The following is a 14,005-nucleotide window of genomic DNA, read 5'->3' on the forward strand; positions in this document are numbered from 1 at the left end:
ATTATCTATTCGAATAATTCTTCAATAGAAAGATATCTCTCACCATTATCTGGTAAGATAGCAATTATTCTTTTACCTTTATTTTCTTCTCTTTTAGCTAATTGTAAAGCAGCCCAAGTAGCAGCTCCGGAAGAAATTCCTGGGAAAATACCTTCATTTTGAGCAAGAGCAACTAAGGTTTTACGAGCTTCTACAGTAGGTACTGGAATAATTTCATCGATTACATCAGAGTCAAAAATTGATGGAACAAAACCTGCACCAATACCTTGGATTCCGTGTGGTCCTTTAACACCTTTTCCTAAAGTTTGGGATTCTTCAGGTTCTACTGCAACGATTTTTACATCAGGAAGAACTTCTTTTAATGCTTTACCAATACCAGTGACTGTTCCACCAGTACCGACACCAGCAACAACATAGTCAACATTTCCATCAGTATCTCTTAAGATTTCCTGACCAGTTGTTTTGTAATGGATTCTAACATTTGCTTCATTATCAAATTGTCCTAAAATAATTGAATCTGGTGTTTGTTCATTTAATTCCTTAGCTTTTGCAATAGCTCCACCCATCCCTTCACTACCAGGAGTTAATACAATTTCTGCACCAAAAATGGACAATAATTTTCTTCTTTCAACAGACATGGTTTCAGGCATAGTTAAAATTAACTTGTAACCTTTAGCAGCTGCTGCAAAACCAAGACCAATACCAGTATTTCCACTGGTTGGTTCAATAATTGTTGAGCCTTCTTTGAGTAATCCTTTTTCTTCAGCATCTTCAATCATTGCAACAGCAATACGGTCTTTAACACTTCCAGTTGGGTTGAATGACTCTACTTTTACATCCACTTCTGCTTCTAAGTCTTTAGTTAAATTGTTTAATCTTACAATAGGAGTGTTTCCAATAGCATTAACGATACTATCCAAAACGCCTCTTTTTAATTCTGGAATATCTACCATTTTATCACCTAATAATTTTTATAAATATGAATTTAATATAACTATTGTTATATAATATTTATATCAAACTTGATTTAATAAATTTGATATAACTATTGTTATATAATGTTGTTATATAATATAAATGTTTTGGTTAAAAATAAAAAAAATTAGATATTTTCATTAAAATAATCACAAATATCAGTGCACGGACAGACTTCACATTGCGGAGAAATCGGTTTACAGATGTTTTGACCAAACTGAACCATCAAATCATTTAATTTAATCCACAAATCCTTCGGAGCTATTTTAGAAAGCTCAACTTCAGTATCTTCAGGATCTTTTGTATTGACTAGTCCCAATCTATTTGAAATTCTATGAACATGAGTATCAACAGGTATTGCAGGAAGTTCAAAAGCAAAAACCATTACGCAATTTGCAGTTTTTCTACCAACTCCTGGAAGTTTTAGCATTTCTTCAACAGTATTTGGAACTTCTCCACCATACTGATCAATTAAAATCTGTGAAACTTCCTGGATTCTTGCTGCTTTAACATTATAAAATCCTGCAGGCCTGATTAATTCTTTTACATCATCAATAGGTGCTTCTGCAACCTCATAGATATCTTTATATTTTTCAAATAAATTATCAGTAGCCTGATCAGTATTCTCATCACGAGTTCTTTGAGATAAAATAGTTCTAATTAGTACCCTGTATGGATCATGGTCATGAAATACTCTCATATCAAAAGTATCATCCAGATATTCAACCAATTTAATTACACGTTCCTCTTTATCCATTATACCAACTCTAATTCAAAACCAAGCTCTGCCATTGTTTCAATGAAATTCGGAAATGATACATCAAAGACTTCACCGTTTGTAATCTCAATATCATGTTTAAGACCAACTAGGGAAAATGCCATTGCAAGTCTGTGATCTCCGTGAGAGTCAACAACTCCAGAAGAGATTCCTCCGGTAATGCTCATTCCATCTTCATGTTCTACAAGTTTACATCCAAGTTTTTCCAATTCTCTGCAAGTAGTATCAATTCTATCAGTTTCTTTTACTCTTGCATGAGCAACACCAGTAATATTTGTAGTTCCTTCAGCCATTGCAGCTAAAACAGCAACAGTAATCAATAAATCAGGTGCATTAGAAAGGTTAACATCAATAGCATTTAGGTTTCCGTCAGATGAAATTTCAACATAATCTTCACCACGAACGATAGTTGCACCCATTTGCTGAAGAATATCCAAAATGAATTTATCTCCCTGTTTTGATGTTCTAAATAAGTTTTTAATTCTAGCTTTACCACCATTAATAGCTATTAATGCAAGTAAATAAGATGCAGATGAATAATCACCTTCAACAGTATAATCACATGCAACATATTCCTGTTTAGGCATTTTAAACTCATCTATTCTGCAACTTTGATGTTCCTGATTACATGAATCATGTTTTAAATAATATGATTTAATTGATTTAAAACCGAATTTTCTCATAATATCCCATGTCATGTACACATAAGGTTTTGATTTAAATTCCGGTAAAACATATAAAGTAACACCACAATCAGACAAAGGAGCAGATATTAAAATTGATGAAATAAACTGTGAGCTAACATTACCCATAATATTAGTTTCACCACCAAGATAACCTGGCTTAATCAATATTGGTGCTTTTTCATTATCATTTAATGATTCTGTTTCTATTCCTAAGGGTTTTAAAGCATCCATCAAAAGACCCATCGGTCTTGTTTGAAGAGATTCATCTCCAGTTAAAATAACTTCATTGTCACTTAGTGCAGAAATAGAAGTCATTAATCTAAGTGTAGTTCCTGAATTTGCAAGATCAATTGGCTCATCACTGGAATTGTGAAGATTACCATTAGTACCTACAACTTCCAAATAATCTTCTGTTCTATTAATTTTAGCACCTAATGCTTCACATACTCTAATAGATGCTAATGTATCCTCAGAGTATAACATATCATAAAGTTTTGAAGTACCCTTAGCTAATGAAGCAAGGATAACTGCTCTGTGAGAATAACTTTTAGAAGGTGGTGCTTTAACTTCACCACCAATATTTGAAATATTTTTTACCTTAAGAATCATTGATAATATTTTTAAATTAAATTTATTAAATAGTTACCTATACTAAAAGAATTACGAACAATTCGTAACCTGACAAATGTCTTAGTTGATTTATATAATATAATAACAAAAATATTAATAAGAAGTATATAATATATCGCTACCACAATTGTAGGGGTATCATTCAAATTTAAGAGATGATTAGATGTCTGTCAATTTTGATAAAAATAGCAACAGTTTTTTCTTATATGGAACTGATGCATTTAATTTAAACATAGATGATGAGCCTTACGATATAGAACCATTCAACAACCCATTAACTCAAGATGAAAACATCAAACTTGCAATATTATTGCCTAATAAAGACAATAGTGACTTTATTCTCCAATATATAAGTCCTAAATTAGCAGAATTTTATGATGTTGACTCTAATGTATTATTTGGAAGAAGCATTAGAATGATTTTTAAAATCATAGCTGATGATTTATGCTCTATTTTTAAAAATGTTATTGAAACAAAACAAAAAGACATAATGCATATAAATTTTTATGAGGGAAATCGGTTAATGTTTTGCCTTAAGTTTAATATCAACCCTATTGAAGACTATTTATCACTTACCGCAGAAGACATTACCGGTGAAATTAGAATGAAAGAGTTGAGCAGTTTTAAAAACACATCAGCATACATTCAAAAAACCCAAAAATATGCTATAGGAACCAAATTCAAAGATGGTGTTTACAGTTGGAGTAATGGAATATACCCAATCATTGAAAGAGAACCTAGTTCATATGATAAGACCCATAATATCCTCTTTGGAATTGTTATTCCAGAAGACCGGCCAAAACTTGAGGAATTTAAAAAACATATAAGAGAACAACCAGATAAAGCTTATAAAACCAATCTTAGAATATTAACTGCTAAAAATAACCTTAAAACAATAACTTTAGATGGTAAAAGGATATTTGACAAACATTATGAGCTTGAAAAACAGGTTGCAATCATTTATGATATTACTGATGAAATTAAAACTCAAAAAAGATATCATATCCTTAATGATTTAAACACATCCATAAATACTAATTTCAACATCAGTGGTTTTATTGTCAATTATGAAAATGATTATTACCATATTTCTGAAAATGCTGCAAAAAAATTCCATTTAAGTAACAAACATCCTAAATTACTCCTCTATGATATTATAAATAACATTATTAACCCGGAATTCAGATTGTTACGTGAAAAACTCCATAATGATGAAATTGATAGGATTGATGGTATTTATGACTATAAATCACCGATTTATGATGAAATTCAAAAAATACATATCACCTACTTCAAAAAGGAATATGAAGGCGAAACATATTACGTTGGAGGAATACAGGACATCACTAGACAATATGAAAGTGAATTAAAACTTTCATCAAAAAGAAAAGAGTTAAGTCTTCTTCAAAATACATTGATTGATGTTGAAAAATCAAATATCGTATCAATTCCTTACCTTGATAAAGAAGGAAAATATCACTGGCCTCAAGGTATATATGATTTATTGGAAAAAGAACCTTCTCCAGAAGATGAAAATAATAATATTATCTTAAATGCTACTGATGAAAAAACAAGAGCACATATTAATGAAAAAATATCCAATATGGATAAAAATGAAATAATAAACAATGAATCAGTGAAAATTACCACTGGAACAGGTAAAACTAAATATCTGGAGGTTAATGTTAGAAATGTTTATGATGAAGATGGATGTTTTATTCAACAAAGTGCACTTTGTAGAGATATAACTCCATATCATGAGCATGAATCTGAAATTAAATTTTTAACAGGCGTACTTCAAAAAATCAACACTCATCTTGGTACCGGTGCGTTTATTTGGGACCGTAACAGTGACTTAATGATTGCTACTGATTCTGCAAAACAGATTGTTCATATTGAAGATAGAGGAAATACTCCTATTGAACTTCAGGAATTTAGGAATAATATTGTTGATAGTGAAAAATATCTTGAAGCATTGCATAAACTATATTCCGGTGAAATCGATAAGATAGACAGTATTTGGGATTATAAAGCACCTGGTCATGACCTTCAAAAAATCCGTGTAAACTATCAACAACTTATTATTGAAGATAGAGAGTTATGGGTTGCAGGAATTCGTGATGTTACCAGTGAAATTGAAAGAGAAAACAAAATTATAGCTGCAAATAAAAATATGGAAATTTTAATTAACGAATCCAATCACAGAATTAAAAATAATTTGAATTTGCTGCTTAGATTTATTTCACTTGAGAAAAAATTCCACACAAAGCCTGAACATATCTTAGATAACCTTTTAGGAAGAATTAACTCATTAGTTGTTTTACATGAAAAACTAAGTGATACAGAAAATAAGTATGATGTAAATGCTGTTGAATCATTCAGGAAAATGACTGAAGATTTGTACAATATTTATAAAGAACTTTCTTCAGAAATTTCATTTAATTTTGAAGAACATGAGGAATTTAAACTACCTAATGATAAAATGATGCCTGTTTTATTAATATTAAATGAATTGGTAACAAACACTTTAAAATATGCGCATTCAAATAAAATTACAAGAAGTGAATTCAATTCATACATCAAAAAAGATGGAAATATCTGTGAATGTTTCTTTAAAGATGATGGGTCAGGTTATCCTGAAGGATTTGATCCATATAAAACAACAGGATTAGGATGGGTTGTAATCACATCTCTTGCAAAACAATTAAATGGTGAATTTGAAGCATATAATGACAATGGAGCATGCTTTAAATTAAGATTCCCAATTAAAGATTAAAATTTAAATTAAAAACCATCACTAAATTTTAATTTTTTAAAAAAAAGAAAAAGAAAATTGAAGAAATAATTTATCTAATTACTTCAACAATCATGTCTAAGTTTTCAGACTGTAAGATATCTACTTTTTTACCAGATGCTCCAACAATCTCTTTTTTGATATTTAACATATCTTCAGGAACTACAATATCTCCGATAGTAAGTTCTTGAGATTCTTCTAAAACACTAGCAATTTCTTCAATATCAGTGGATTTTAAATATCCAATAATTTTACCAGCATCTCCTTTGTATTTTGGTCCAATTTGAGACATGTCTGGTTCAACTTCAATGATTTTTTCATGTACTTCAGGTTTTCCTGAACTGATGTTTAAATCATTGATTTTTAAAGTACCTCTGATATCATCATCAAATAAGTTAAATACATCAACTAAGTCTTCATCAGAAGTGTATACGTTTACTTCACTAAGTTCTGCATTTAATGGGATTTTTGATGCTGATTTGAATCTTCTTACTTCGTCAATTAATTCAATTGTAGTTTCACCTTTAACTTCCATTTCTTCACTGATTAACTCTTCGTTTACTTCAGGCCAGGAAGTAGTATGGATAGATTGATCATCGAAGTATTGGTAAACTTCTTCTACGAAGAATGGTACAATTGGAGAGAGTAATTTCAAGGATGTTTCAATTACGCATCTTAAAGTGTATTTAGCTGCTTTTCTTGATTCATCTGATACATCACTGTATAATCTGTATTTTACAGCTTCAATATATTCATCACAGAAATCGTGCCAGAAGAATTTTTCAATTGATCCGATAGTGTCTGCGAAGTTGTATTGAGCAAAAGCATTATCAACAGTGATATTTAAGTTGTTGAGTTTGGATAAAATCCACATATCGAGTGGGTCCAAGTTATCTTTGACTTCTTCGTAGGATACTTCTTCATCGAAGATTTGCATACTGATAAATCTGAATGCGTTCCAGAATTTTCTAATAAATCTGTATCCGTGTTTAATGTCTTTCCAGTCGAATATTACATCAGAACCAGGTACACTGTTTGCAGCCCAAGTTCTGAGTGCATCTGCACCATATTGTTCAATAACTTCTTCAGGACCAATTACATTTCCTCTGGATTTACTCATTTTGTATCCGTCTTCACCAAATACCATACCATTAATTACAACATCAGAGAATGGTTTTTGATCAGTTAAAGCAAGACATCTAAGGGTTGTGTAAAATGTCCATGTACGGATAATATCGTGTCCTTGTGGACGAATATCTGCTGGGAAATGGTTGACATAGTCTTCATCAGGCCATCCTGCAATAGATAATGGTGAAATAGATGAATCCATCCAGGTATCAAGAACATCTTCTTCTCCAATAAACTCTTCACATCCACATTCACATGCGTGTTTTGGTTTATCTTGAGTTGGATCGATTGGTAAGTCTTCAACATCAGGTAAAATAACTTTTCCACAATCTTTACAGTACCATACAGGAATTGGAGTTGCAAAAATTCTTTGTCTTGAAATACACCAGTCCCATTCCATGGAATCTGCCCAGTTTACCATACGGGATTTCATGTGTTCTGGCATCCAGTTCATTTCATCTGCAGCATCTTTAGTTTTTTGGATTAAATCTCTTACAGCTACAAACCATTGTTTTTTAACAAGAATTTCAATAGGAGTTTTACATCTCCAACATTGACCTACATTTTGGTCAACTTGTTCTTGTTTTACTAAGTAACCTTCAGCATCCAAATCAGAAATGGTTTGTTTTTTACAACTTTGTAAATCCATTCCAGCATATCTTCCTGCTGCATCGGTTAATTTACCAGATTCATCAATTGCATCGATGATTTCTAAATCGTATTTATTTACCCAACTTACGTCAGTTTTATCCCCGAAAGTACAAATCATTACTGCACCTGTACCAAATTCAGGATCTACTTCTTCATCAGCAATTATTTTTACTTTTTGGTGAGATAAAGGAACTTCCACATATTTACCTAAAAGATGAGTGTATCTTTCATCTTCAGGGTGAATTACAACTGCTACACAAGCAGACATTAATTCTGGTCTGGTAGTTGCAATTAAAATACCTTCAGTTTTAGGGTCAGCCTGTTTACCAGATGCCTGTGAAGAAACAATATCATCATAAGAATCTTCTACAGCAGGTGGGAAGTTAACATAGTTTAAAAATGTAGTATTATCACTGTATTCTACTTCTGCAAACGCAATAGCAGTTTCACAACGAGGACACCAGTTTACAGGGTGAATACCTTGGTAAATTAATCCTTCGTTATACATTTTTAAGAATGAATATTGAGTTCTTCTCATATATTCAGGAGTCATTGTAATGAATTCACGGTTCCAGTCTTGTGAAAAACCCATTGATTTCATTTGTGATTTCATACTAGCAATATTTTTAGTAGTTAAATCAACACAATATTCCCTAAATTTAGCTCTAGAAACATCGTTTTTCTTAATTCCATGAGTTTCTTCAACTTTTACTTCAGTTGGAAGACCGTGACAGTCCCATCCTTGTGGGAACAATACATCATGACCTTTCAATCTTCTGTATCTTGCGTTCATATCAATGTAAACCCAGTTTAAAACGTGACCTAAGTGAATAAGTCCTGTTGGGTATGGTGGGGGAGTATCAATTATGTATCTAGGACGAGATCCATCTCCAATATATTTGTAGATGTCTTCATCTTCCCATTTTTTCTCCCAAAATTTTTCTCTTTTAAAATCATAGTCTTTAGGGATTTCTTCGTTTGACATACATTATCTCCTAATAAAAATTATTGGATTATAATATTACTAATTATATTTTTTATTATTTAAAAAACTTTCATAAATGAAGTAAAAATAGCTTTAATAGTTAACTATATTATATAATAAAAATAAAATATTAATATTATCAATTAAAAGGACTGTGATTAAAATGCAAATGATATGGTTTTATGTTGCCATTGCTTTAGCTATAAGTGATATATTACACACTACACTAATGTGGAAAGTTTTAAATAACTTTTATATCTTATTAGGCGTATTTATTCAGCAATCCACCCATTCTTCATGGCAGACTTGGTTAGTTCATGAAGCTATGGAAGGGGCATTTCATTTTATAATTGTATCAGTTGTTTTCTTAAATCCAATTATTGGAATTTTAGCAGCCCTAATTCATTTTGCAATAGATGTATCCCATACCGTATTTATGCCGAAAATGGGTGAAATAGAACATAGAGCTCTTCACTTTGTTGTTGAATCTATATTCTTTATAATAATCTATGGATTATAGAACTAATGGAGTTATTAAATGCCAGTTATTACATTCAAATATCAAGATTTAAAAGATTTAGGAATATATATGGAAAAAGACGAATTAATCGATACTTTACCAATGATGTCTAGTGATATTGAGGACTTTGATGATGAAGAAATTAAAGTAGAATTCTTCCCTAACAGACCTGACAATTTATCTGTTGAAGGAGTAGCTAGATCATTTAAAGGATTTATCGGACAAGAAGTAGGTTTTCCAGACTATAAAGTTGAAGAATCTGGCGAATATGTTACTGTAGATGAGGAAGTAGCAGCTATTAGACCTTACATTGGTTTTGCTAAAATAGATAATGTTGATTTTTCAGGAGACAAATTAAAATACATTATGGACTTCCAGGAAAACCTCCACTGGGTTATTGGAAGAGACAGAAAAAAAGTAGCTATTGGTATTCACAATGCTGACGTTGTAAACGGTCCGTTCAAATACATTGCTACTCCAAAAGATGCTAATGCATTTGTTCCACTCGAAAAAGATAGCGAAATGACTCCTGATGAAATCTTAACCGAACATGACAAAGGAAAAGATTACGCTCACTTAATCGAAGATTTTGACAAATATCCATTAATTCTTGATAAAGACGACAATGTATTATCCATGCCTCCAATTATCAATGGAGAATTAACCAAAATCAAAGAAGATACTCACAATATCATTGTTGATGTAACTGGTACTGATGAAAAAGCAGTAAATCAATCATTAAACATTATTTGTTCATCCTTTGCAGAAGTAGGTGGACAAATTAAATCCATGGAAGTTAAATACGAAGATAAAACCATTGTAACTCCTGATTTAACTCCACAGGAAATGAATGTTCATGTAGATACTGCTAATGAATTAATTGGTGGAATTAATTTAACTGCTGAAGATATTAAAGAATTATTATTAAAAACACGTTTTGATGCTGAAATTATCAGTGAAAACGAAGTAAAAGCAATAATTCCTTCATACAGAGTAGATATTTTACATGAAGTAGATATTGTTGAAAATATTGCAGTACAATACCACATTAACGATGTAGTAGCTAAACTTCCAGATATTAATACTGTAGCTTACGAAAACAACTGGTTTAAAGCAGAAAGTACAATTCGTGAAGTAATGATTGCAATGGGCTTCCAGGAAGTAATGAGTTTAATGTTAACCAACGAAGAAGCTCATTATGAAAAAATGAACCAGGAAGAAAAACCTCATGTTCAAGTTGCAAGACCTATTACAATTGACAGAACTATGATTAGAACCAGTTTAATTAACTCTTTAATGGAATTCTTAGAAGATAACAAACATGAAGATTTACCTCAAAAAATATTTGAAATCGGAGATGTTTTATACTTAGATGAAACTAAAGAAAACAAAACTGTTTCTTCTAAAAAATTAGCTGCAGTTGTTTGTCACTCCTCAGCTAACTTTACTGAAATTAAATCAATTGTAAGTAGTGTTTTATCCAACTTAGGATACACTATGAAAATTAAAGACAGTGAAAATAAAACATTCATTGAAGGAAGAGCTGCTGACGTAGTTGGTGAGGCTCAAAAAGGTAGAGTTGAAGGATTCTTTGGTGAAATATCCCCAGAAGTTATTACAAACTTCACTCTCGACTATCCTGTAATCGCATTTGAAATAGAATTTATTAACAAATAAATTCTTACTTCTTTTTTTAATACCGCAATTTTCTCATTTGAATTTCCATTTGTGAGTAATTACTCAAACTTGGAGAAGCATCATAATTATTAAAAACCAATACCAAAATAAACAGAATAATTATAATAGCTATTAAAATTATTGTCCATTTTTTCAATTATTCACCAACCATTGTCAAAGTTATTGTTCTATTAGTTCTTGGTCCATCTAATTCTATGAAAAATACTGATTGCCATGTACCTAAATCAAGTTTTCCATTTTTTACAGGTAATGTTTCAGATGATGAAAGCAAAAATGATTTTAAATGAGATCTTGCATTATTATCAATCTTATCATGCTCATAGCTGAATTTATCCAAAACCAGATTTTCCAGGCATAATTGCATATCTCTTAATAATCCAGATTCATTTTCATTAACAACAATAGCTGATGTGGAATGTTTTGAAAAAATAGAAATAATTCCATTATCAATATCAATTAATTCATTAATCTGAGAAGTAATATCAATGATTTCAAAGTGTTTGTTTGTATTTATTTTTAAAAAATTAGATTGAATTGTCATTAAAAATAGTTTGTTTAAACTTGTTAATAAATAAAAGAAAAGAGATTTGTATAAATCTCTAGTAGTATTTCTTTTTGCGGTCGTATGCAAAATAGATAATAGCTATTCCAATTATAATCAATACGATTTGAGGAAATATTGCAAATAAAATTGGTGGAATTATTTTTAATACAGCAAGAAGCCATAATACACCATAAATTATAATTAAAGCCCCAAATACAAAAGCTATTTTATAACCCATTTCTTTTAAATCAAATGGTATTGCACCAGGAATTGGCATTATCTCACCTATAATTCCTTAGTACCCTCATCAGTACCGATAATTACTTTATCTACCATTTGTGTGAAGATACCATTTTCAACTACACCAGGAATAGAGTTAATATCAATTTCCAAGTGTTTTGGTGAGTCTATTTTTTCAAATTTAGCATCAATAACGAAATTTCCATTATCAGTGATTACAGGACCATCTTTTCTTTGTGCCATTCTGATGTCACATTTAGCACCCATATCTTCTAATTCTTTAATTACCATACGGGATGCATCAGGTAATACTTCAACAGGAACTGGGAAATTTCCTAATTCTTCAACGACTTTTGATTCATCTACAATTACAATAAACTGTTTTGCAGCATAATCAACAATTTTTTCTTTGGTGTGAGCTGCTCCCCCACCTTTAATTAAATTGAATTCACCATCAACTTCATCTGCTCCATCAACAGATAAATCAATGTCATTTTCTTCCAATGCAGTAATTGGAATGTTCCATTGTTTTGCAATAAGTAATGATTGGAATGAAGTTGGAATACCTTTTACACTTATTCCTTCCTCTTTGATTCTCATACCCACTTTTTCAATGAAAAAATGAGTTGTTGAACCTGTACCTAATCCTAAAACCATTCCGTCTTCCACATATTCAGCAGCTTTGTAACCTGCATTCTTTTTACTAGAACTATTACTACTAGCATTTTTCATCTATATCACAAATCCTAAAGTAAGTTTATTGAGTTTAAAACCTTTTTTACATTCACCTTTATGTTTACCATTATTATTCAAGACTATGCATTTGTCATCGTCCTGCAATCCGTCAGGGAAACATAAATCATGGAATTCACATTTTTCATCACAATCAGGAGCATTGAATGTGAATGTTGAACCTTCAAAAATATTTTTAGAAGGAGTTAACAAATCAATTTTAGCCCTATCAATTTCAACAGGAATTACGACTCCTCCAGAATGAATTGGACATTTTTGTTCGTTTTCTTTAACACCAACAACAACATACTTTCTGTTTACTTCTAAGTTTCCAACACAAGATGATTTAAATCTACAGTTTTCACATTCTTCAGCTGGACCCAAAAAAACAAATTCCTGACCTTTTTTAGCCAAATCTTTACCTATCAATGTAATCATCTAAATCACCTCAGTTTTATAAGCAAGCTCATATGCTGCTTCACGGGAAATTCCATTGTCACCTAAAATGGTATATCTTTCAGGCCTAAGTTTATTTGCCATTACTAAAGCATCAATAATTTCATCTTCGGAGATACCAACTTCAGCAGCAGTTGTAGGAGCTTGAACTGACTCCAATGCGCTTTTAATGACTTTCCAGTCTCCACCATGCAAATACATCATCATTATTGTACCAATACCACATTGTTCTCCATGTAATGCTGGTTTATCAAGAATTTTATCCAATGCATGGGAAAAGAGATGTTCAGATCCACTAGCCGGACGTGATGAACCTGCAATACTGATTGCCATTCCACCACTAAAGAGAGATTTCATAACAATACGAGCACTTGGTTCAAGATTAGGTTTGATATTAGATATATTATCAGTAATCAAATGAGCAGACATTATTGATAATGCTGCTGCAGATTCACTGAAAGCCTCGTTTTTCAAACGATGAGCCAATTCCCAATCTTTAATAGCTGTAAAGTTTGCAATTAAATCTGCACAACCTGCTGCAAGTAATCTAAATGGAGATTGTGCAATGATTTCAGAATCTGCAATAACAGCTATTGGAGAATGTGCTGTTGCAGATATTGATGTATTTGAATTTTTAATAGAGGCTAAAGGAGATACAATACCATCATGTGAAGCAGTTGTAGGCATAGATACAAAATAAACGCCTTTGTTAAATGAAGACAATTTAGCTACATCAATAACTTTTCCCCCACCTACTCCTAAAACAGTAGTATTTGGAGTGATTAATTCTTCAACTTCTAAAATAGATTCTTCAGAAGCATTATCAACCTTAATTACATCATAAGATAAATTATCTTTTTCCAAACTTTCAATAACAGGTTTTGCACCAATATTAAATGTATTAGAACCAGTTACTATTAAAAAATCATCCCCTAAATGTAGAGATTTACAAATCTTGGCAGTATCTTTTATGATACCCGGATCAATGTAAACTTCACGAGGCATTTGTATTTTCCTATTAGTCATAATATCTCCTAAAAATAAATTATACAATATCATATATTTATAAAATAATTATAAATAAGTTTCTTATTATCCAAAAGTTACACTTGAAATGCACCTCTTATCATGAATAATTTCTAACTTATAACTAACTGTTGAAAATACAAAAACTGCAATTTTATAAAA

The 14,005-nt window shown here is 31.1% G+C and carries 12 protein-coding genes; 3 read left to right on the forward strand and 9 right to left on the reverse strand.

Annotation, left to right across the window (positions count from 1 at the left end):
* Window positions 1-5: 5 nt before the first annotated feature.
* The 3 genes from cysK to aroA form a co-directional block, all read right to left on the reverse strand.
* Window positions 6-953, reverse strand: coding sequence for a cysteine synthase A (cysK, locus tag PUD86_07945; GenBank protein ID MDD6777209.1), 948 nt, complete (start codon window positions 951-953; stop codon window positions 6-8).
* 149 nt (window positions 954-1,102) lie between these two features.
* Entirely contained in the window at window positions 1,103-1,732 is a 630-nt protein-coding gene (gene nth / locus PUD86_07950) for an endonuclease III (GenBank protein ID MDD6777210.1), read from the reverse strand.
* Window positions 1,732-3,048: a 3-phosphoshikimate 1-carboxyvinyltransferase gene (gene aroA, locus PUD86_07955; protein ID MDD6777211.1), complete on the reverse strand. Its 1,317-nt coding sequence runs from the start codon at window positions 3,046-3,048 to the stop codon at window positions 1,732-1,734. The genes nth and aroA overlap by 1 nt, the downstream gene beginning before the upstream one ends.
* 184 nt (window positions 3,049-3,232) lie before the next feature.
* Between aroA and PUD86_07960 the strand changes: the two genes are divergently transcribed.
* Window positions 3,233-5,845, forward strand: coding sequence for a sensor histidine kinase (locus PUD86_07960; GenBank protein MDD6777212.1), 2,613 nt, complete (start codon window positions 3,233-3,235; stop codon window positions 5,843-5,845).
* A 70-nt stretch (window positions 5,846-5,915) separates the two neighbouring features.
* Here the strand turns inward: PUD86_07960 and PUD86_07965 are convergent, their stop codons facing one another.
* Window positions 5,916-8,627 (reverse strand): valine--tRNA ligase, encoded by a 2,712-nt coding sequence (locus PUD86_07965; protein ID MDD6777213.1) that lies wholly within the window; start codon window positions 8,625-8,627, stop codon window positions 5,916-5,918.
* Between the two features lie 163 nt (window positions 8,628-8,790).
* Between PUD86_07965 and PUD86_07970 the strand changes: the two genes are divergently transcribed.
* Entirely contained in the window at window positions 8,791-9,147 is a 357-nt protein-coding gene (locus PUD86_07970) for a hypothetical protein (GenBank protein MDD6777214.1), read from the forward strand.
* An 18-nt stretch (window positions 9,148-9,165) separates the two neighbouring features.
* Entirely contained in the window at window positions 9,166-10,824 is a 1,659-nt protein-coding gene (gene pheT / locus PUD86_07975) for a phenylalanine--tRNA ligase subunit beta (protein ID MDD6777215.1), read from the forward strand.
* A 157-nt stretch (window positions 10,825-10,981) separates the two neighbouring features.
* On the opposite strand, the gene PUD86_07980 is transcribed toward pheT, so the two are convergent.
* Genes PUD86_07980 through PUD86_08000 form a run of 5 tightly spaced genes read right to left on the reverse strand, consistent with a single transcriptional unit; the run spans window position 10,982 to window position 13,843 of the window.
* Window positions 10,982-11,386, reverse strand: a complete 405-nt coding sequence (locus tag PUD86_07980) for a secondary thiamine-phosphate synthase enzyme YjbQ (protein MDD6777216.1) — start codon at window positions 11,384-11,386, stop codon at window positions 10,982-10,984.
* Window positions 11,387-11,444: 58 nt separating this feature from the next.
* The gene (locus PUD86_07985; protein ID MDD6777217.1) at window positions 11,445-11,666 is read right to left on the reverse strand and encodes a hypothetical protein; all 222 of its coding nucleotides are present in this window, start codon (window positions 11,664-11,666) and stop codon (window positions 11,445-11,447) included.
* 8 nt (window positions 11,667-11,674) lie between these two features.
* On the reverse strand, window positions 11,675-12,361 hold the full coding sequence (gene rpiA, locus PUD86_07990) for a ribose-5-phosphate isomerase RpiA (GenBank protein MDD6777218.1): 687 nt from the start codon (window positions 12,359-12,361) through the stop codon (window positions 11,675-11,677).
* Window positions 12,362-12,799: a UPF0179 family protein gene (locus PUD86_07995; protein MDD6777219.1), complete on the reverse strand. Its 438-nt coding sequence runs from the start codon at window positions 12,797-12,799 to the stop codon at window positions 12,362-12,364.
* Window positions 12,800-13,843, reverse strand: a complete 1,044-nt coding sequence (locus tag PUD86_08000) for an NAD(P)-dependent glycerol-1-phosphate dehydrogenase (protein ID MDD6777220.1) — start codon at window positions 13,841-13,843, stop codon at window positions 12,800-12,802.
* Window positions 13,844-14,005: the final 162 nt, after the last annotated feature.

This window comes from Methanobacteriaceae archaeon, assembly GCA_029219465.1.
Classification (GTDB): Archaea; Methanobacteriota; Methanobacteria; order Methanobacteriales; family Methanobacteriaceae; genus Methanocatella.